This is a genomic window from Ensifer adhaerens, from assembly GCF_002007205.1.
In the GTDB taxonomy this organism is placed as follows: domain Bacteria; phylum Pseudomonadota; class Alphaproteobacteria; order Rhizobiales; family Rhizobiaceae; genus Ensifer; species Ensifer adhaerens_D.
On record NZ_LAZS01000009.1, the window covers coordinates 271,162 to 292,380 of the forward strand.

General features: G+C 64.6%; 17 protein-coding genes. 14 read left to right on the forward strand and 3 right to left on the reverse strand.

Annotated elements, in window-relative coordinates:
* Positions 1-122: 122 nt before the first annotated feature.
* Both XB14_RS21960 and XB14_RS21965 read left to right on the forward strand, forming a co-directional pair.
* On the forward strand, positions 123-1,121 hold the full coding sequence (locus XB14_RS21960; protein WP_077963988.1) for a DUF535 family protein: 999 nt from the start codon (positions 123-125) through the stop codon (positions 1,119-1,121).
* Between the two features lie 169 nt (positions 1,122-1,290).
* On the forward strand, positions 1,291-1,704 hold the full coding sequence (locus XB14_RS21965; RefSeq protein ID WP_077964077.1) for a GFA family protein: 414 nt from the start codon (positions 1,291-1,293) through the stop codon (positions 1,702-1,704).
* 36 nt (positions 1,705-1,740) lie between these two features.
* Here XB14_RS21965 and XB14_RS21970 read toward each other — a convergent pair whose 3' ends face one another.
* The 3 genes from XB14_RS21970 to XB14_RS21980 form a co-directional block, all read right to left on the reverse strand.
* Positions 1,741-2,364: a LysE family translocator gene (locus tag XB14_RS21970; RefSeq protein ID WP_077963990.1), complete on the reverse strand. Its 624-nt coding sequence runs from the start codon at positions 2,362-2,364 to the stop codon at positions 1,741-1,743.
* A 96-nt stretch (positions 2,365-2,460) separates the two neighbouring features.
* Positions 2,461-2,913 (reverse strand): Lrp/AsnC family transcriptional regulator, encoded by a 453-nt coding sequence (locus XB14_RS21975; protein ID WP_077964079.1) that lies wholly within the window; start codon positions 2,911-2,913, stop codon positions 2,461-2,463.
* 88 nt (positions 2,914-3,001) lie between these two features.
* Positions 3,002-4,060 (reverse strand): LacI family DNA-binding transcriptional regulator, encoded by a 1,059-nt coding sequence (locus XB14_RS21980; RefSeq protein WP_077963992.1) that lies wholly within the window; start codon positions 4,058-4,060, stop codon positions 3,002-3,004.
* A 244-nt stretch (positions 4,061-4,304) separates the two neighbouring features.
* On the opposite strand from XB14_RS21980, the gene XB14_RS21985 reads away from it, so the two are divergent.
* From XB14_RS21985 to XB14_RS22040, 12 genes are all read left to right on the forward strand, one after another.
* Positions 4,305-5,297: an autoinducer 2 ABC transporter substrate-binding protein gene (locus XB14_RS21985; RefSeq protein WP_143348488.1), complete on the forward strand. Its 993-nt coding sequence runs from the start codon at positions 4,305-4,307 to the stop codon at positions 5,295-5,297.
* A gap of 139 nt (positions 5,298-5,436) precedes the next feature.
* Complete coding sequence (locus XB14_RS21990) at positions 5,437-6,951, forward strand: sugar ABC transporter ATP-binding protein (protein ID WP_077963994.1); 1,515 nt, start codon at positions 5,437-5,439, stop codon at positions 6,949-6,951.
* A complete protein-coding gene (locus XB14_RS21995) occupies positions 6,944-7,945 on the forward strand; it encodes an ABC transporter permease (protein WP_077963996.1) in 1,002 nt (333 codons plus the stop codon). The genes XB14_RS21990 and XB14_RS21995 overlap by 8 nt, the downstream gene beginning before the upstream one ends.
* Positions 7,942-8,940: an ABC transporter permease gene (locus tag XB14_RS22000; RefSeq protein ID WP_077963998.1), complete on the forward strand. Its 999-nt coding sequence runs from the start codon at positions 7,942-7,944 to the stop codon at positions 8,938-8,940. Before XB14_RS21995 ends, XB14_RS22000 begins: the two co-directional genes overlap by 4 nt.
* A 2-nt stretch (positions 8,941-8,942) precedes the next feature.
* Entirely contained in the window at positions 8,943-9,791 is an 849-nt protein-coding gene (locus tag XB14_RS22005) for a sugar phosphate isomerase/epimerase family protein (RefSeq protein WP_077964000.1), read from the forward strand.
* Positions 9,792-9,839: 48 nt separating this feature from the next.
* Entirely contained in the window at positions 9,840-11,309 is a 1,470-nt protein-coding gene (locus XB14_RS22010; RefSeq protein ID WP_077964002.1) for an FGGY family carbohydrate kinase, read from the forward strand.
* Entirely contained in the window at positions 11,306-12,001 is a 696-nt protein-coding gene (locus tag XB14_RS22015) for a class II aldolase/adducin family protein (protein WP_077964004.1), read from the forward strand. Before XB14_RS22010 ends, XB14_RS22015 begins: the two co-directional genes overlap by 4 nt.
* Before the next feature lie 258 nt (positions 12,002-12,259).
* A complete protein-coding gene (gene bcsN / locus XB14_RS22020; RefSeq protein ID WP_234804108.1) occupies positions 12,260-13,192 on the forward strand; it encodes a cellulose biosynthesis protein BcsN in 933 nt (310 codons plus the stop codon).
* 109 nt (positions 13,193-13,301) lie between these two features.
* A complete protein-coding gene (gene bcsA / locus XB14_RS22025; RefSeq protein ID WP_077964008.1) occupies positions 13,302-15,479 on the forward strand; it encodes a UDP-forming cellulose synthase catalytic subunit in 2,178 nt (725 codons plus the stop codon).
* Positions 15,479-17,806: a cellulose biosynthesis cyclic di-GMP-binding regulatory protein BcsB gene (locus tag XB14_RS22030; protein ID WP_077964010.1), complete on the forward strand. Its 2,328-nt coding sequence runs from the start codon at positions 15,479-15,481 to the stop codon at positions 17,804-17,806. Before bcsA ends, XB14_RS22030 begins: the two co-directional genes overlap by 1 nt.
* A gap of 41 nt (positions 17,807-17,847) precedes the next feature.
* Positions 17,848-18,852, forward strand: coding sequence for a glycosyl hydrolase family 8 (locus tag XB14_RS22035; protein ID WP_234804109.1), 1,005 nt, complete (start codon positions 17,848-17,850; stop codon positions 18,850-18,852).
* Positions 18,849-21,026 carry a cellulose synthase gene (locus XB14_RS22040; protein WP_077964013.1) on the forward strand — a complete coding sequence of 726 codons (2,178 nt, stop codon included), beginning with the start codon at positions 18,849-18,851 and terminating at the stop codon, positions 21,024-21,026. The genes XB14_RS22035 and XB14_RS22040 overlap by 4 nt, the downstream gene beginning before the upstream one ends.
* Positions 21,027-21,219: the final 193 nt, after the last annotated feature.

A 21,219-nucleotide genomic window follows, 5' to 3' on the forward strand; every position in this document is an offset into this window, starting at 1 on the left:
TGAGCTCTCGCTCGCAGCCGGTCTTCTGCCGACCACTTCTCCGCAATTCCTTGACAGTGCCCCGGCACATCTGCGCTGGCCGGATCTCCCGGCCAGCAGCGTTTGCTCTCAAGGATTGCACCATGTCCCTGGAATTCAGGCAGGAATACAGCGCGGATCTGCGGTTGCCGGTTCAAGACGGCAAGGCATTCATCGGCGAGCCGCTGGCGCCTTCGGGCCGGCCGGCTTTGGCGCCGGCCGTCGGTGAACGTTCAGGGGCGAAAACGCCGATCGCGGGCCATGTCCTCAAGCTCGGCCTGAGGGTCAGCCTGAAACGCGCCGTCGTCTTTTCCATGCGGTTTGCACGCCATCCCTTGCTGACCGCCCGCTGGATCGGCTTTCTCGGCGAGTTCGGCGAGCGCTATCGGCTGGGCCTGCCACACGACGATCTCCTGCGCAAATCGATCCCGACATTCTTCCTGCACGGCGCCTCGTCGGCGACACGGCTCGACCTGCTGCTCAATCACTTCGATGTCGCGAGCGAGGTTCTGTCGCGCCGTTCGCTGATGGCGCTCTGGCGCGGCGGCACGCTGGAAATGGGCACGGTTTCCGGCCGCAGCGAAAACTATCGCATCCAGCTGCAACTGGCCGACCATAGCGGCGCCCGCCATGAGGGTGCCTTCGCGATCCGGCTGCGCCGGCAGAGCGACGGTCATGCACTCTGCACCGTCGGCTTCATCTTCGTACGCTGCGAGGGTGATACCTACAGTCTGGCGGTTGGCGGCATGCAGGGGCCGAAAGGCGAGGATGCCAAGCGATCCCTGATCACGGCGACACGCGATCTCGGCGGGCTTCGTCCCAAGGATGCGGCCCTGCTCGTCCTTCATGGTCTGGTGACGGAAGGCCACGCTGGCCACGTCTTTGCGGTCTCAAACGAGAAGCACGTCATCAACCGCCGCCGCCTCAAGCGACGCCGGATGATGAGAGCCGATCTCGATGCCTATTGGCTCGATCGCGGCGGCGTCCCGGCCGAACCTTTCGGCTTCAGCCTGCCGATCGGCGACGACCAGGCGGCGAAGGACGGCAACAGGCGCGACCAGAGCAAGCGAGCGTTTCGTGACATCGGCGCGTGGTTTTATTGAACCTGCGCCCGACGGGCTCCGGCGTGCCGATGTCCGCGCTCACCGGATCTTCGTGAAGGTGCCGACGCTAATCAGGGCCGATACCATCAGAATAGAACGCATGGATGCCCTCTATTTTCGCCGCGGCTGTTTATACTGCACCGATTCGAAGCTGCAACTGGAGGTGAGTATGACGCGCGCCGTTGCCAAGAGGGTCAAACCGCACACGGGCGGGTGCCTTTGTGGAGCAATCCGATTTGAGGCGCAGGGCACGGCGGGTAAGCCGCATACGTGTTCGTGCAAGATGTGCCAGCGCCATTCGGGCGCCTTGACCTTGGCGTGGGTCGAGTTTCCACGCGAAGCCGTTGCCTGGACCGGACCGGGCGGAGTGCCCTCGGTCTACCGCTCCTCCGATTATTCCAGCCGTGCCTTCTGCCCGACCTGCGGCAGCAGCCTCGGCGCGATCGACGATGCGCTGGTGGTTGCCCTTCTGCTCGGCGTGTTCGACAAGACGAGCGCTGCGGATCTGATCCCGAAGAGCCACAGCTATCGCACTGCCCGACCCAAGTGGTGGCACGTGGAGGCGGTGAAGCCCGCGACCTGACGAGACGCAGCCGCCAGAGGGCTGCGTCAACAGGCGCTAGAGCAGCCCCTTCGCGGCGGCGCCGATGGCAATGGTCCCGAAGGCGATCAGGACCAGGCCCGAAATGCGGGATACCCAGGCGACGAAGCTGTCGGGCAGTCGTGTTCGGGCGATTGCCACGCCGCCGCTCAAGAAAAACCACCAGCCGAGCGAGCCCAGGAAGACGCCCATGACGACGACGGCAGCGCTGAGCGCGTCGCCCGCTTCGGCAAGGCCGAGGCCCGCGAAGATCGCGGCAAAGGAGAGGATCGTCGCCGGGCTGGTCATCGTCAGGAAAAAGGTGGCGATGGTCGTGCGGATCAGATCGCGTCCGCCGACATCGGCCGCCGCCGTCACCGGCCTTGGCCGCAATCCGCTCCAGCCGAGCCAGATCATGAACAGTCCGCCGGCGAGGCTCAGCGGCGTTGCGATGATCGCAAGCACCGCCGCAAAGGCGGCAAAGCCGATCGCCGCAAGGGCTGCGTAGGTCGCATCGGCGGCCGCGGTCCCGAGACCGCCGGCAACACCCGCCCAGAAACCGCGCTCCAGCGTGCGGTTGATGCAGAGCGCCCCGATCGGGCCCAGAGGGGCCGCGACCGCGAGGCCGACGAGGAGGCTTTTTCCAAAAAGCAGTGTAGACATGGCACAGGGCTCCGACCGTGGCATGGTTCCACCGATCCGCTTCGAGGATGGCGCATGCCCGGCAAATCAAAAATGTTGCAGCAGTTTGCGCGCCGGTCAGGCGCGCGGCGCGGTTGTTGCCAGGCTTTCCCGGACGGTCGACAACGCGATCACCGTTTCGCTTCGCGCCAGGAACCGCCGTTGCTTCATTTCCGCGAGGAACGGCTCGAGGTCGCCGAGCGACGGCATCCGGACCTTGACGCAATAGGACCAGGCGCCGGTGACGTGATGGCATTCAGTTACCGCTGGATGCGCGGCCATGAAGCTGCGGAACGCTTCCTCGTCCGCATCCGCCGCCAGACCGACCCAGACGAAGGCCAGTACGTCGAGGCCGAGCGCGCGGTGGTCGACCTCGACGGTGAAATTTCGGATCACGCCATTGGCGACGAGCCGGCGGATGCGCTCGTTGACGGCCGACGGCGACAATTCCACCGCAGCGCCGATGTCGGTCAGCGATCGCCTCGCGTCGGCGGCGAGAATTTCGACGATTTTTCGGTCAACGTTATCCATTGCCAATGAATACGCTGATACTAATGAAAAGTACAGATGATTTTTCTGTTTGTAGCCGATCTTGCCAAGGAAACGATGGTGAGCCCGGTTACTCGATATCCTTCAAGGCGTCGAGCGGGCCGGTCAGCGCCGTGCGCGGCTGCACCAGTTCGGGCTGGATCAGGTGGATACGCGGTTGCGGCCGGGCTTCCTCGATCACTTCGAAGGCCTTGGTGATCATGCCCTCGACGTCCTGGCGGATCATGATGACCGGGAAGGGCAGGAAGGATGCGAAGGGATCGTAGTCGTAGCAGCCGACGACGAGGTCGGCGAAGTTCTCGTGCGGGTGGCCGGCCATGAAGCGCAGCAGGCCCTCGAAGTTGATCGACGAGTTGACGAAAAGGCCGCGCGGCAGCCGGCCGTGCTTCTCGTAGAAGGCTTCGAAGGCGAGGCGGGCATTGTTCGGCGCATAGCCCGTCGGCTGAATGCACTCGTCCGGATCCGCGCCGAGAAGTTCGTTCTTGACGGCGCGGAAGCCGCGGATGCGTTCGCGGCTGGCATGATCGTTGCGGCCGCCGAAAAGATAGAGTTCGTCCGGTAAGAGTGGCCTGTCTGCTTCAAAGCGGCGGATGATCGCCTCCGTCAGCATCCGTCCGCCTTCGTAGTTATCGCTGATGACCGAGGGGACCTTGCTGCCGGGCAGGTCGATGTTGATGTGCTTGAGGCCAGCCGCCTCGCAGACCTCGTGCACGCCATCGGGGTCGGTTGCGCCGCAAATGAAGAGCTCGTCGATCGAGTAGGAGATCAGCGTTTCGGCGGTCTTGCGCTCCTCGTCCGGATCGCGGCTGGCGCTGACAACGATCGGGCATTGCCCCTTGCTCCGGACATGCGCCTCGAAAGTTTGCGCCATCGACGAGAAATAGCGGTTGTCATGGATCGGCAGGAGAAGGCCGATCAGGCCCGAGCGCGAACTGCGCAAGCCCCGCGCCTGGCGGTTGGCGGTATACTGGTGCGTCTCGGCGAGGCTCCGGATCAGTTCCGCAGTGCTTTCCTTGATCCGCCGCTTCTGCCAGGTGCCGTTCAGAACAGCGCTTACGGTTGAAGGCGAGCTGCCGGATAGCACCGACAGGTCGTAGATCGTCGCTTTCTTCTTGCCGCTGCTGGCCATCGTTTTCTCCCCTGATCGTTCTAGTGCCGATTTCCCCTTGACGAAAGATTAAGTCTGCACAATAGTTCTTGCACCATCGATTGTGCAAACAAGAAATATCGATTGTGCAAATTGGCGGTGCCGTCTGAGGAGGCGGCGTTTCAGGGAGGCGAGGGCTAGCTTCGCCAGTGATGGTTTGAAACTGGAGGCCGGCGCCGAGGCGACCGGGCGCGTTCCCGTCATGGGAACGAGTGGAGGAGAGAACATGATCAGGAAAATTCTCGTCGCCGCCCTGGCGACATCGCTGGCGCTTGCCAGCTCGGCCGCTGCCTTTGCGCAGGATGCCGGCAAGGTCGGCGTCGTCGTCAAGATCGGCGGCATTCCGTGGTTCAACGCCATGGAGGCGGGCATCAAGGAACGCGGCCAGAAGCTCGGTATCGATGCCTTCATGGTCGGCCCGACCAGCGCCGATCCGGCGCTGCAGGTGCGCGCCATCGAAGACCTGATTGCGCAAGGCGTGAAGGTGATCGGCGTGGTCCCGAACGATGCCAAGGTGCTCGAGCCGGTTCTGACCAAGGCCAAGGAAAAGGGTATCATCGTCATCACCCATGAATCGCCGAGCCAGAAGGGCGCCGACTGGGACTTCGAGCTTGCATCCTCGACCGGTTTCGGTGAGGCGCATGGCAAGCTGCTCGCCGAGAAGATGGGCGGCAAGGGCGAGTATGCCGTCTTCGTCGGCTCGCTGACGGTGCCGCTGCACAACGCCTGGGCCGATGCGGCGATCGCCTACATCAAGAAGAATTTTCCGGATATGACGCTGGTCGGCGATCGCTACGGCGTCGCCGAAGACGTCGACAAGAGCCGGTCGACGGCGCTCGACCTGATCTCGGCGCATCCTGATCTCAAGGGCTTCCTTGCCTTCGGCAGCCAGGGCCCGATCGGCGCCGGCCGCGCCGTCGAAGAGCGCCGCAAGGTCGGCGAGATTTTCGTGCTCGGTCCCTTCTCGCCCGGCCAGGGCCAGAAGCTGGTGAAGTCTGACGCGATCTCTGGCGGCTTCATGTGGAATCCGAAGCAGGCCGGCGAGGTCTTCGTCACGCTCGCCGACAAGCTGATGAAGGGCGAGGAGGTCAAGGACGGCGACGAGATCGAAGGTCTCGGCAAGGTCAAGCCCGACTTCGAGAACCGCAACATCATCGTCGACCAGCTCGTGCCGATCAACAAGGACACGGTCGCGGATCTCGCGGCCATGGGTCTCTGACCCCAAGGGTTCTCCCGGCTGCTGGGCCGGCTTCGGCCGGCCTGGCAAGTCCCTCAACCGTACTGGAGCCGGATGAGGAAAGGTGTCTGCGGTTTCTGCCCGCATCTTGCTCCGACCTAACGTGATTTAGGGGCAGTTCATGCACCAGCTTGCGACCGCGGGAGGAGGCGAAAAGCCGCTTCTGTCCCTCAGCGACATCAACATGACCTTCGGTGGCGTCAAAGCGCTCAAGAATGTGAGCTTCGACGTCCGCCCGGGCGAGGTTCATTGCCTTGCCGGCGAAAACGGCTGCGGCAAGAGCACGCTGATCAAGATCATCACCGGCGTCTACCGTCCCGCCGACGGCGCCTCGATCGAGTTCGATGGCGAAACCTATTCCCACATGTCACCGGTGACCGCGCAGGACCGCGGCATCCAGGTGATCTGGCAGGACCTGGCGCTGTTTCCCGAGATGAGTGTCGCCGAAAACATCGCCTTCCAGACCGTGCTCGGGCGCTGGCCGAAGCTCGTCGACTATGGCCGCATGCGCAAGATTGCCGAGGACGCGCTCGCCCGCCTCGGCGTGACGCTCGATGTCGATCTGCCGCTGAAGGAATATGCGATCGCCCAGCGCCAGATCGTGGCGATCGCCCGGGCACTGGTCGGCGAAGCGCGACTTGTCTTCATGGACGAGCCGACCGCATCACTGACGCAATCGGAGACCGACCACCTGCTCGACATCGTTCGCGGCCTCTCCGCCGCCGGCGTCGCCGTCGTCTTCGTCAGCCATCGCCTGGCCGAGGTGCTGGAGATATCGAGCCGCATCACGGTGCTTCGCGATGGCGCGCTGGTCGGCGTCTATCCCGCCGCCGGCATGACCCAGTCGCGCATCACCGAGCTGATGACCGGCAAGACCTTCGACCAGCAGGTGCGGGCGAAGCCACGCGATGGGCAGCCGGTCGTGCTCGACGTCAAGGGGCTTTCACGGCCCGGCCAGTTCGAGGACGTGTCGCTCACCGTGCATCGCGGCGAGACGCTGGGGATCACTGGCCTGCTCGGCGCGGGGCGCACGGAACTGGCGCTCACCCTCTTTGGCATGCTGAAGCCTGCATCCGGCACCATCGCACTTGAAGGCAAACCTGTCCGCTTCTCCTCCAACCGGGATGCGATTGCGGCGGGTGTCGCCTATCTCTCGGAGGACCGGCTGTCGCTCGGCCTCATCCAGCCGCAATCGATCGCCGACAACCTCGTCATCAGCTCGCTCGACAAGATCCTCGCGGGCGGCCTGCTCTCGGAAGACCGCAAGGGCAGCCTCGTCGGTCGCTGGATCGCCGATCTCGGCGTCAAGATCGGCCTGCAGCAGGATGCGATCTCGACCCTTTCCGGCGGCAACCAGCAGCGCGTGGCGATCGCCAAGTGGCTGGCGACCGACCCAAAGCTCCTGATCCTCGATGCTCCGACCGTCGGTGTCGACGTCGGCGCACGTGCCGGCATCTTCGACATCGTCGCGCGGCTTGCCGAAAGCGGGCTTGCGATCATTCTGATCTCCGATGAGGTGCCAGAGGTCTATTTCAACGCCGACCGTGTGCTGCACATGGCGCAAGGCCGCATCGTCGGCAATTATGATCCGCGCAGCGCTTCGCTCGCCGAGATCGAAGGAGCGGTCTATGCGTAGCTTCGTTCGCACCCACGCGACCGAAGTGTCGCTCCTTGCCGTCATTGTCGCGATCAGCGCCGTCCTGTCAGTCTCGACCGCCAACTTCTTCTCGCTAGGCAACGCCTTTGACCTGCTCAACATCAGCTCGGTCAACATCATCTTCGCCGTCGGCCTGCTCGTCGTACTGATCGCCGGTGGCATTGATATCTCCTTCGCCGTCGCCGCCTCGGTCGTGCAATACGGCACGGCGATCGCGCTCGGCTGGATCGGTGGCGGAGGCTGGATTTCGGGGCTCCTGATCGCGGGCTCGCTCGGCGTCCTGCTCGGCGCCACCAACGCCTTCCTGATCCACCGGTTCAAGGTCATTTCGATCGTCGCGACGATCTCCACCTTCAACATCTACTTCGGCCTGTTGATGTTCTTCACCAAGGGCGTGTCGATCTACGACCTGCCGGATTGGCTGACGGACCGCGTCATCCTGTTCGAACACGAAATGCCTGATGGCACTTGGATCGAGATCACCTTGCCGGTGCTGGTGATGGTCATCTGCGTCATCGCCACCTGGGTGCTGATCACCCGCACCACGACCGGCCGCCAGCTCTACGCCTTCGGCGACAATCCGGAGGGCGCCCGCCGCTTCGGCATCAACATCGGTGCCATGCAGTTCATCGCTTTCGGCTGGCTCGGCCTGATGGCCGGGATCGGCGGCCTCATCCAGGCGCACTATGCGCAGGAGGTGGTGCCGAACGCGCTCTATGGTCGCGAACTCGACGTGCTGGCAGCGGTCGTCCTTGGCGGCGCGCGGCTTGGCGGCGGCAAGGGCTCGGTGCTCGGCTGCGTGCTCGGCGTGCTGCTGATCTCGATCACCCAGAACGGCCTCAACCTGATGGGGGTGTCGCCCTTCGCCTTCAAGATGATCATCGGCGCCATCATTCTGGTGGCAATCACGCTCTCCAACACCCGCATCGAAAGGCTGTTGCCCTTCGTCAGCCAGAAAGGGACAGGTCGATGAGCGCGATCGTCGAACGCGTGAAGGCAGTCATCGGGCCGGAGATGGCGGGGCCGGGGCTGGCTTTCCTTGCCGTGGTACTGGTCTTCGGCATCGCCTCGCCGCAATTCCTGAGCGCTGCCACCTTCGGCTCGGTCGCCTTCCAGCTTCCCGAACTCGGGTTGCTGACACTCGCCATGCTTTTGCCGATCCTGACCGGTGGGCTCAATCTCGCGATCACCTTCACCGCCAACATTGCCGGGCTGACGCTTGCCTGGGTGTTGCAGGCAAGCGGCGGGGTGGATGCCGGCCCCGGCGCCTTCCTGCTCGGCTCGGTGCTGGCGGTCCTCGTCGGCGCGGCGAGCGGCGTGGTCATGGGGCTGGTGATCGCCTTTACCCGTGCCCATCCGATCCTGGTGTCGCTGTCGATGATGATCTTCCTGCGCGGTCTCGGCGAGTTCCTGACGCGCGGCGGTGACGTTTCCGGCTTCCCGGCCTTCCTCGGTCCGCTCGGCCATGGATCGTTTCTCGGGGTGCCGATCCCGCTCATCGTCTTCATCCTTTGCGTGCTCGCCTGGCACGTGCTGCTCACCCGCTCCAAGCTCGGCTTCAACACCTACATGATCGGCTCCAATCTCGAGGCGACGCGTTATTCCGGCATCAACACCCGCAAGGTGATCGTGCTCGTCTATGCGCTCTCCGGCGCCATGTGCGCGATCGCCGGCATCATCATGCTGGCGCGCTTCAACTCCGTGCGCATCGGCCACGGCGAAAGCTACCTCTTGATCACGGTGCTTGCCTGTTTCCTCGGCGGCGTCAATCCGTTCGGCGGCTTCGGCCGGGTCATTCCCGTCTTCGTCGCGCTGGTGGTGCTTCAGCTTCTGTCTTCCGGGCTCAACCTTGTCGGCGCCAACCAGCATCTGGCGACCGCCGTCTGGGGGCTGCTGCTTGCCGGCGTTATGGTGCTGCGGTTCGTCGCCACCAAATTCAAGATTTCATTTGTCAGAAAGGAAACATGACCATGCAGGGTTTTGGCGTCCATACGAGCATGTGGACCATGAATTGGGATCGTCCCGGCGCCGAGCGCGCCGTTGCGGCGGCGGTGAAGTACGGTGTGGACTTCATCGAGATCCCGATGCTCAATCCGCCAGCTGTCGACACTGCCCACACAAAGGCGCTGCTCGAGAAGAACAAGTTGCGCGCGGTCTGCTCACTCGGGCTGCCGGAACGCGCCTGGGCCTCGGTTCGCCCGGATGCTGCGATCGAGCATCTGAAAGTGGCGATCGACAAGACGGCTGATCTGGGAGGCGAAGCACTGTCCGGGGTCATCTATGGCGGCATCGGCGAGCGCACTGGCGTGCCGCCGACGGAAGCCGAATACGACAACATCGCCCGTGTGCTGCAGGCTGCCGCCAAGCATGCCAAATCGCGCGGCATCGAGCTCGGGGTCGAGGCGGTCAACCGCTACGAGAACCACCTGATCAACACCGGCTGGCAGGCGGTCGACATGATCAAGCGGGTCGGTGCCGACAACGTCTTCGTTCACCTCGACACCTACCACATGAATATCGAGGAAAAGGGCATCGGCACCGGCATCCTCGATGCGCGCGATTTCATCAAATACATCCACCTGTCCGAAAGCGACCGCGGCACGCCCGGCTACGGCAACTGCGCCTGGGACGAGATCTTCGCGACGCTGGCTGCGATCGGTTTCAAGGGTGGACTGGCGATGGAAAGCTTCATCAACATGCCGCCGGAGGTCGCCTACGGTCTCGCCGTCTGGAGACCGGTGGCCAAGAACGAGGAGGAGGTCATGGGCAACGGCCTGCCGTTCCTGCGGAACAAGGCGAAGCAGTACGGATTGATCTAGGCGGGTGCGCTTTCAGCGCCTCTTGGACCAGGACGGGAGGATCGCCTCATGGCAGTTGCAGCGGATGGGAAAGCCGGGACGGTCGCCGTGCTCGACGTCGGCAAGACCAACGTCAAGCTGAACGCGGTCACATCAGATGGCGTCGTGCTCGAAACGCTGAGCGTCGCCAATCCGGTGCTGCCTGGCCCGCCCTGGCGGCATCACGATCTCGACGCGCTCGGCGACTGGGTCTTCTCCAGTCTCGCCGATCTTGCCCGTCGCCATCCGCTGCAGACCTTCGTTGCCGCCGGTCACGGCTCCGGCGGCGTGCTTGTCAGCGATGATCCGGATAGGGCCGCCGGCGCGGCTCTGCCGATGATCGATTATGAGCAGCCGGTGCCGGAGGCGATCCGGCTCGGCTATGCGCCGCTTTCCGGCTCCTTTTTCGACCGTGGCAGCGCAACCATGCACAGCGCTACCCACCAGGCGCGCCAGCTTTACTGGATGCAGGAGCACGCGCCGGAGGCGGTGGCGGCTGCGCGCTGGTATCTCGGCCTGCCGCAATATTGGGCCTGGCGGCTGTCGGGCATTGCCGCGTCCGAAGCGAGCCTGCTTGGTGCGCAATCGCATCTGTGGAACGTCGCGGAACGGTGCTTCGCGCCGATCGTGGACGCGCGCGGATGGCGACGACTGATGCCTGATTTTGCCGATGCCTGGCAGGTGCTCGGCCCGGTTCGCCCGGAACTTGCCCGCCGCTACGGGTTGCCGGACGGCTTGCGGGTGCTGGCGGGCGGTCATGACAGCAGCCTCAATCACTACCGCTACCATGCAGCCGGTCTTCGCGATTTCATCGTGGTCTCCACTGGAACCTGGATCGTTGCCTTTTCCGGCCGAACGTCCCTCGACCGGCTGGACGAACACTGCGGCATGACGCTGAACAGCGACGTCTTCGGTCGCCCGCTCGGCGGCGTGCTGACCATGGGCGGACGCGAGTTTTCGCATGTCGCCGGCCATGAGCCGCCCGAGGCGCCGGTACCGGACGACGTGGTCCTCGGGCTCATCGCCAGACGCACCATGGCGCTGCCGTCCTTCGGCGACGATGATGGCCTGTTTCCGCAAAGTGCGGGCCGCGGCCGCATCGGCGGGCCGCCGCCGGAAACGCCGGTCGCGCGCAAGGCCCTGGCGCTCCTCTACTGTGCGCTTCTGACGGCCGAATGCGTCGAGGCGCTGGGGCCGGGAAACGTCGTCGTTCTCGATGGAAGTTTCCTGCGCGATCCCCTCTACGCCCGGCTCGTGGCGGCCTTGCTGCCGAACCGGCGGGTCCGCTTCAATCTGGACGCTTACGGCGTCGCATCGGGTGCGGCCTTGCTTGCCCAGGAAGGACAACGGTCGGAACCAGTCGCGCTTTCGCTCGCGGATCCGGCCGCGGTTTCTCACTTGTCTCCGGCGGTCGCCGTCTACGCCTCGCAATGGCGGGCGCGGGCCCGCGCCGGGCAAATCCAAAATTACAGTCGCGATTTCGAAAGGACATATCGATGACCAAGGCCGACATTCTGTCGCTCCGCCGCGAGATGGTGGACATCTGCCGCCGGATGAACTTAAACGGCATCAACCAGGGCACGGCCGGCAACATTTCGGTGCGCACCGATACCGGTTTTCTGATCACGCCGTCGTCGCTGCCCTATGAGACGATGCAGCCGGAAGACTTGGTCGAGATGGATTTCGACGGCACCTATGTCGGCCTGCGCCCGTCGTCGGAATGGCGCTTCCACCGCGATATCCTGAGGGAGCGCCCGGATATCAACGTCGTGCTGCATTGCCATTCGGTCTATGCGACCACGCTTGCCTGCCACCACAAGACCATCCCAAGCTTCCACTACATGACCGGCATTGCCGGCGGCACGACGATCCGCTGCGCCGAATATGCGACCTTCGGCACGCAGGCATTGTCCGACAATGCACTTGTCGCGCTCAAGGACCGCACCGCCTGCCTGCTTGGCCAGCATGGCCAGATCTCGCTCGGCAAGACGCTCGAGTCCGCCCTGTGGCTGGCGATCGAGATCGAGACCCTGTCGCGCATGTATGTCCAGGCGCTGACGCTTGGAGAACCGCCGGTCCTGCCCGACGATGAAATGGAGCGCGTCATCGCGCAGATGCGCCGCATGAGCTATGGCCAGGCGCCGGACGATGAGGGCGTCAACGATCTTGCCCGTCCCCGAGCAGCGGTTTGAAACGGCCCGGCCGGAAAGGCTTGCTGAAGTGCAGCCGGAAGCCTTCGCTGAGTGCCGGAGGAGCGTCGTCGCCCCAACAAAACAAACGGTTTTCAGGGGGCGAAACCACGTCCCGTCGCCCTGCTGCACCTGCGCCCCCATTCTTCTCGGGTTTGCGAAACGGGGTGAATCAACTAATGCTCAGCCATGATGCAACGATATCTGAGTCGGAGATTCGGCACGTCGGAGAGACGGCTGCGCCCTGCGGAAGGTTGGCGCGTGGCTGCGTTGTCGCTGGTGGCAGCGACCGTGCTGTCGGGCTGCAACACGCGCCAGGACGTCGGCACACCGACCGGCAGCATCATGGTTCCGTCGGAAAACGCGCTGATCCTGCCGCCGCCCGGCGGGCCCGCCGTGCTGAACGTCGTCGAACGGCGCAGCACCAATGCGATCGAGCAGGATATCTATCTTTACACCTCGGCGGCGACGCCGGGACAGAACCTGCTGCGCGCCCAGTTCTTCGGTCCGATGAACGCGAAGTTCGACCAGCAGTCGCGCTCGAACTATGCCGGCGTTCGCGACAACAGGATGATGGCGGAGGCGCGCCGGGCGCTGCCCGGCGTTTCGCTGTCGCTCAATCCTTACTTTCTGCAGAACAATTACGGCCCGTTCGGCTATGCCTTCGGCCGGGGGCGGGCGAACGATGCCTGTATCTTCGCCTGGCAGCAGATCCGCCAGCCGGAGAACCACCGCTCGCCACTCAAGGGCTACGGTACGATCCAGGTGAGGCTTCGCTATTGCGCGACGGGCGCGAGCGAGACCGAACTGCTCGCTCCGGTCTACGGCTATACGATCACCGGAACCTTCGGCGATCCCGCCTGGAACCCCTATGGTGCGCCGCCCCCTCTGGAGGCGGGCCTCGGGCGAACCGGCAACCCGATCTATCACAAGGAAGAGGCAGTGACCACGAGCGCTCCGGTGGCGGTTCCGCGGCGCCAGGTGCAGCCCGTGGCACGGCGTGAAGTCAGCAGCGTCCCGGCGCGCGCCGAACAGCAGGTCGTTGCGCCCGCCGCGGTGACGTCGATCCCGGTTCCGCAGCCTGATGGAACCGTGGCGATGCCGCAGACGGAGACTGCGACGAAACCCTTGCCGAACGTGATCGTACCGGCTCCGGCGTGCGTAGGGCAGCAGGCCGGAGGAGCTTGCCCTTAATCGAGCGCTAACCATCCTTTGTTAAGGGCTGGTGTCGGTACGGGAGACTCGGTCGAAAATGGGCCGGGCAATACCAGTGGCATGATGCCGAACGCTGGAAGGCAAATGTATGAGCAAGGTCGGATCGGTTGCCGCTTGGGCGTTTTTCTCGCTTTGTGTGATGGCGGTCATCACACTGCCGGTGAACCTTCAGACGCAGCTCATCGTCAGCGTTCTCATCGTTACCTTCATGGCCGTGCTCAAGCTTGCCAATGCCGGCGGCCGCTGGCGGCTGATCGCGCTAGCCTTCGGCACGGCGATCGTGCTGCGTTATGTCTATTGGCGCACGACAAGCACGCTGCCGCCGCTCAACCAGCTTGAAAACTTCATCCCGGGCTTCCTGCTCTACCTCGCTGAAATGTACAGCGTGATGATGCTGTCGCTCAGCCTGTTCGTGGTGGCCATGCCGTTGCCGCCGCGCAAGGCGAGCTCCATCTCCGAGGGCAAATTTCCGAAGGTCGATGTCTTCGTTCCCTCCTACAACGAGGACGCTGGCCTGCTGGCCAATACGCTCGCGGCGGCCAAGGCGATGGACTATCCCGCCGACAGGCTGACTGTCTGGCTGCTCGACGACGGCGGTACCCTGCAGAAGCGCAACTCGGCAAATCTCGTCGAGGCGCAGCGCGCATCCGCCCGCAACGCCGAACTGCAGGCGCTCTGCGATGATCTCGGCGTGCGCTATCTGACGCGCGAGCGCAACGAGCACGCCAAGGCCGGCAACCTCAACAATGGCATGCTGCATTCCGATGGTGAACTGATCGCGGTCTTCGACGCCGACCACGCACCGGCGCGCGATTTCCTGCTGGAGACCGTCGGTTATTTCGAACAGGACCCGAAGCTGTTCCTGGTGCAGACGCCGCACTTCTTCCTCAACCCGGACCCGCTCGAGCGCAATCTGCGCACCTTCGAGAAGATGCCGAGCGAGAACGAGATGTTCTACGGCATCATCCAGCGCGGTCTCGACAAGTGGAACGCCGCCTTCTTCTGCGGCTCGGCCGCTGTTCTGCGCCGCAAGGCGCTGGAGGATACCGAAGGCTTCAGCGGCATGAGCATCACCGAGGACTGCGAAACGGCGCTTGCCCTGCACGGGCGCGGCTGGAACAGCATCTATGTCGATCGCCCGCTGATCGCCGGCCTGCAGCCGGCCACCTTCGCAAGCTTCATCGGCCAGCGCAGCCGCTGGGCGCAGGGCATGATGCAGATCCTCATCTTCCGATTCCCGCTGTTCAAGGGCGGCCTGTCGATCCCGCAACGCCTCTGCTACATGTCGTCGACGCTCTTCTGGCTGTTTCCGATCCCGCGCACGATTTTCCTTTTCGCGCCGCTCTTCTATCTGTTCTTCGACCTTGAGATTTTCACGGCGTCTGGCGGCGAATTTCTCGCCTATACGCTGGCCTACATGGTCGTGAACCTGATGATGCAGAACTATCTCTACGGCTCGTTCCGCTGGCCCTGGATCTCCGAACTCTACGAGTTCGCCCAGACGGTACATCTGCTGCCCGCCGTCATTTCGGTGCTGCTGCGCCCAAGCCGGCCGACGTTCAAGGTGACGGCAAAGGATGAATCGATCCTGGAAAGCCGGCTGTCCGAGATTGCCCGGCCGTTCTTCGTCATCTTCGCGGTGCTTTTCGTCGCCCTGCTCATGACCGTCTACCGGGTCTACACCGAGCCGTACAAGGCAGACGTGACGCTCGTCGTCGGCGGCTGGAACCTCCTGAACCTCATCATGGCCGGCTGCGTGCTTGGCGTCGTTTCGGAGCGCGGCGAGCGGGCAGCCTCCCGGCGCGTCAAGGTCAGCCGCCGCTGCGAATTTGGGGTCGCCGACAAATGGTATCCGGCGACGATCGAGGACGTTTCCGCGCACGGCGCGCGCGTCCAGGTCTACGGCATCGACGCATCGACGCTGCCGACCGATACCGAGGGCGGGATCCGCTTCGAGCCCTATAGCGGCAGCGGCGTCGCCGAAACCTTGCCGGTCGCGATCCGCAACAAGGAGACAGCCGGCGACATCACCATCATGGGCTGCCGCTACCTGCCGCAGGCGGCCCGTCATCACAGCCTGGTCGCGGATCTGATCTTTGCCAATTCGCGGCAATGGAGCGAATTTCAGAGTGCCCGGCGCGGCAATCCGGGCCTGGTGCGCGGAACGCTCTGGTTCCTCTGGATGGCGCTCTACCAGACCAGCCGCGGCATGATTTATTTCCTTCGCAGCCTGCGCGGCTCCGAGGCGCAGAAGGAGGGCGCTTGATGCTCAGGCGCCTCGTTCTCCCAGCCCTGTTGCTTGCCGGCCTGGCGACGGCCGTGTCTGCGCAACCGTCGCCTTTCGACATGACGGGTGAGCGGCCGGCAGATGCTCCCATCCTGCAGCCGCCGGCAAAAACCGAAGGCGGCGGCGGGTCGGCGGAGCCCGCGGTCACGGTCAAGGCGCCAGACGAATTCAAGCGCTTCATCATTCCGTTCAGCGCGCTGTCGCTGACGGGCGAGGTCGATGAACGCACCTGGTCCGTCTATCTGACGCCGGCGCAGGCGCAATCGGCAGCGACGCTCGATTTCGCCTATCAGAACGCGATCGTCGTTGCGCCCGAGGCGTCGACGCTCTCGATCTTCATCAACGGCGAGCTCGCCGGCGAGAAGCCGATCGGCTCGGCGGAGGCGGCCACGGCTCTGAGCTACGACCTGAAACCCGGGCTGCTGCGCGCTGGCTCGAACGATGTTCGCGTCAAGGTCCGCCAGCGCCACCGCACGGACTGCACGGTCGAATCGACCTATGAACTGTGGACCGAGATCGCGCCGGAATCAGCCTTCATCCGCTTTGCCTCCGGCGACAGTGCCACGCTTTCCAGCCTTGACGACGTGCGTGCGGTCGGGCTCGACGCGCGCGGCCGGACACAGTTCAATGTGGTCGTTCCCGGCCTGCAGCAGCCGAGCCGCACCGCAGCGCTGATGCGGCTCGCGCAAGGGTTGGCGCTGCGCGGCCAGATGCCCGCCCAGGAATTCGCCCTCAGCGACACCATGCCCGAGCTTGCAAAGCCCGGGCAGATGACCGCGCTCGTCGGCACGGTCGAAGAAGTGTCGCCGTTCCTCGAGCGGCCGCCGGAAGGCGCGTCGAGCGGTCCCGTGGCCATGTTCGTGCGCGACGGCAAGACGAAGTCGTCGGTTCTGGTGGTCAGCGGCCCGGACTGGTCCGCGGTGCAGGAGGCGATCGAGGGGATCACGCAGCCGATGGACCGTCCGAGCAACGTGCCGCGCGACGTCATCGCCACCGGGCGCTGGCTGCTGCCGGAGACGCCGCTGGTGGTCACGAACACGCGTCTGCGCTTCTCCGAACTCGGGGTGGAGACCAGCGAGTTCACCGGCCGGCGCTTCCGCACGCGTTTCTCCATTGCGGTACCGTCGGATTTCTATGCCGACGCCTATGGCGACGCGACGCTGCTGCTCGACGCCGCCTATACGGAAGCGGTTCTTCCCGGCAGCCACATCGACATCTATGTCAACGGCAACATCGCATCGACGATCCCGCTGAATTCGGTCACCGGCGACATCCTGCGCCATTTGCCGATCAAGGTAACCATGCGGCATTTCAAGCCCGGGCCGAACCTGATCGAGATCGAGGCCGTGCTCTCCGCCGAACCGGACAAGGCCTGCGCGCCGGGCACGCCGGCTTCCAACGATCCGCGCTTTGCGCTTTTCGACACATCGGAACTGCGGATGCCGGATTTCGCCCGTATCGGCCGCCGACCGAACCTCGCGGCGATTTCGGGCGCCGCCGCCCCCTACCGCAATGATGCCGCCGCCGTTCCGCTTTTCCTCGATCGCGCCGACGAGGACACGCTGTCTGCGGCGGCGACCTTCCTTGCCCGCCTGGCCGTTGCAGGCGGCAGGCCGCTGCTGGTGGAGGTGATCACATCGCCGCTTGCTGCCGGCAGCCGCAATGCGATCTTCATCGGCGCCATGCCGCAGTTGCCGAAGACGGTGCTGACACAGGTCGGCGTCGACCCCGCCAGGCAGATGTCCTGGGGCAATGCGGAGGATACCGGCCGCCCCGACGACACGCAGAAGGCCATCGACGAGTGGCGCATGCGCCTGAGCGGCGGCGCATGGCGCAACCAGGTCACGGCATTCCAGACCTGGGTGAAGCAGGAGTTCGACATTTCGCTGAGCTCGCTTCGTATCCTGCCCGAAGCGCAGGCCGCCTATGTTCCGCCGGAGAGTGCGGGCCTGGTGATCGCCCAGGGCCCCAATCCGAGCGACGATGCCACCTGGACGCTTTTGACGGCGCCGACCGCCAAGCGCCTGCGCGAAGGCACGTCGGCAATCGCCGACGTCACGCGATGGCAGCAGCTTGCCGGGCGGGTCTCGGCTTACGAGCCGGCGACGGACAAGATCGAGGCGACGCCGGTCGCAGGCTTCGATTTCGTCCAGACGCAGCCGGCCTCGCTGACCAACTATCGTCTGATCTTCGCCAACTGGCTGTCGAGCAACATCATGGCCTATGCCCTGCTGCTGATCGTGCTGTCGGTGCTACTGGGGCTGGCGACTTCCTTCATGCTGACCCGGCTCGGGCGACGCCAATGAGGTGGCGAACCGCGCTCCTCGCCGGATTGCTCGCGCTCCTGATGCCGCTGGCGGCCGGCGCGGACGAACAGGGGGGCTCGGTGAAGGCGGGGGAATGGGACCAGTACAAGGCGCGCTTCCTCGATTCCGGCGGGCGGATCATCGACGACGCCAATGGCAATGTCAGCCATAGCGAGGGACAGGGCTATGGCCTGCTTCTCGCGGTGCTTGCCGAAAACCCGGCGGACTTCGCGCTGATCTGGTCGTTCACGCGCCGCGAGCTGCTGCTTCGCGATGACGGGCTGGCGGCCTGGAAGTGGAGCCCGAGTGAGACACCGCACATTATCGATATCAACAACGCCACCGACGGCGACATCCTGATCGCCTATGCGCTGGTGCTCGCCGGGGAACGCTGGAAGCGGCAGGACTACAGCCAAGCGGCGTCGCGGATCGCCAGGGCCATTCTCGACAATGCCCTGCTCGACCATGGCGGGCGAACGCTGCTTTTGCCCGGCGTTTCGGGCTTTGGCACGACCGACCGCCCCGATGGCCCGGTCGTCAATCCATCTTACTGGATATTCGAAGCCTTTCCGGCGCTTGATCGTGTGGCGCCGTCGCCGCGTTGGAAAAAGCTCTCCGACGATGGACTGGCATTGTTGAATGCTGTTCAATCGGGTCCGAGGAAACTACCGGCCGATTGGGTCAGCCTGCGCGCGATGCCGAAACCGGCTCAAGGCTTTCCGGCCGAATTCGGCTATAACGCCTTGCGGATACCGCTCTACCTTGCACGCGCTGATATGGGCGGCCGCGAACTGATGGCGAGACTGCGGGAGGGGATGACCGGCGACAATGATGCACTGGTTCTCAGCGACGCCTCCACGGGTGCCGTTGAAGCCAGCCTCACGGACCCCGGTTATCGATTTGTTAACCATATTCTGGCCTGTGTCTTGGACCGGGTGCCGATACCCGACCGCGTCAAGGTGTTCAGCCCGACGCAATATTATCCTTCCACGCTGCACCTGTTGGGGCTGTCTTACGTGAGGGAGAAGCGTCCGGAGTGTCTATGAAGTCCTCAATCGTTGCCATTGCCGCTGTGATGACTACGGCGATCGGGGTTGCCGGACTAACCGATGGCGGATTCTTGCGCCAGGACAACAAGAAACTCGGCAGCTTGACTGGCGAGAGCCAGGGCGCCTCCGCCGTCAGCGGCATCGCGGGTGAGGGCGGGCGCGGCGCGCCGCAGTTTACCGAGGTGGCCCAGGCCGACAGGCCGTCGGAGGAAGCAAAAAGCCCGGGAAAGCCGCAGCCGGTCGTCGACGAGTCGGCGCTTCGCTACTTTGCCGCCAAGGGCGATACGGCGCGGCTGCAGGCGGAAATCTCGCGCCTGCGCTCGCTTTATCCCGACTGGGTTCCGCCAGCCGATCCGCTGGCGGTGCCACGCAACACCGACGTTGCGCTCGAAACCATGTGGCGGCTCTATTCGGAGGGCCGCTACGCCGAGGTGCGCAAGGCGATCGCCGAGCGTCAGGCGAAGGAAACCGCCTGGCAGCCGCCGTCGGACCTCCTGGAGCGCCTCAACGTCGCCGAAGCCCGCGCTCGCCTGGTGAACGCCTCCGAACTCAAGCAATACGAGACCGTCATTTCGGCTGCCGCGAGCACGCCCAGCCTTTTGACCTGCTCCGAAGTGGACGTTCTCTGGCACGTCGCCAACGCCTTTGCGCAAACCAAGCGGCCCGAGCGCGCCCGCGACGCCTATCTCTATGTCCTGAAGAATTGCGAGAACGCACCCGAGCGTCTTGCGACCGTGCAGAAGGCAGCGGCTGTCTTGCCCTATGCCACGCTGCAGGATTTGCTCGCCTATGAGCGCACCTCGCCGGAGGGAGTGCCGGAGTTCGAGAGCATTCGCGACGATCTCGCCCGCCGCTTCGTCGCCGAAGGCGACGAGGACAAGACGCTGGCGGTCGATCCCAAGTACGTCCAGCGGGTCGAGAAGCTGGCCGAAACCGGCGGCACTGCGAGCGACGCATTGCTGCTTGGCTGGTACCAGCTGCGCCGCGACAACATGAGCGCCGCCGAGCAATGGTTCCAACGGGCGCACGACAAGGAAGACAGTGCTTCCGCCGCGCAGGGCCTGGCCCTGACGCTGATTGCGCGCAAGGCGCCGGCCGAAGCCGAAGCCGTTCTCTACCGGTGGCGGGACAGCTCGCCCGATGCGCTTGCGACCTATTTTGCGGCGACCGCCAACCTCCTGGCGATCGATCCGCCTTTGGCCCTCGATGCGGCCGTGCTGGCGCGGATCGCCGCAGAAACGACCAAGGCCCGCGAGCCGGCGACGGCGCAGCAGTTCGGCTGGTATGCCCGCGCCCTCAACCAGCCGGCAACCGCCGCGCAATGGTTCGCCACGGCCCTGCGCTGGAAGCCGGACGACGAGCCCTCGGCCTACGGCCTTGCCCTCAGCCGTGACCAGCTCGGCGACAAGGACGGCGTGGTAGAAATTCAGCGGTTATGGTCCGGTCGTTCCGAGCGCATCGCCCGCCTCGGCGAGGTCAAGGAGCAGCTCGACGAAGTCAACCGCGTGCGGGCGCCGATTGTCGAGGCGCAACGGGCCCAGCCACAGGCGACCACACGCACGACCGTCGTGACGGAGGTGGTGGAACAGCCGGTTTCCCAGAGGCCGCGCGTCACCGGTTCTGCCCAGAAAGCCGTTCGAACTGGCGCCGGCTGCCGAACCACCATCAATCCCGCGGGCATGGCGCCGCAGGCGGCGCTGGCGCGCGGATGGTGCCTGATGGATCTCAATCGCCCGCTGGAGGCCGCCGAAGCCTTTGAGGTCGCCCTGCAGGCGTCGGCCTCGCAGGTCCGCGAAGACGCAGCCTATGGCCAGAGCCTTGCTTACCTGCGCGCTGGCCTGACCAACAAGGCGGCGGTTTCCGCGACGAAGTCGACGCAGAACAGGGGACGGGCCGACGAACTTCAGACGGCGATCCTCGCCGACCGTGCCATCGCGGCTTTCAACGCCAAGCGCTACCGCGAGGCGATCCTGTTTCTCGATCAGCTCGGGCAGATTTCGACCCGCCGCCAGGACCTGATGGTGCTGCGCGGCTACGCCTACATGAACCTCAAGTACCACGCGGAAGCGCGGCGCATCTTCGAAGCACTTGCAGCCACCGGCAACCGCGACGCGATGCAGGGCCTTGCGGCCGTCGAGGCCAGCCAGGAAATCTGGCCGAACAAGAACTGAGCGGTTGCTGCCACAGGCAGCACCAGGGTTCTTCATCCCAATGTGGAGCGCCGATCCGCTTCGGCAGGCGCGACAGCGCGGCGACCCGGTCGCGCAAAGGATGCAATCGGCGCGTGCCCTCGGATTTTCATATCGTGCTTGGCTTTGCCGCTCTTTGGAAGGAAATTAGCGAGACGCGGTGCTATCGTCCGGT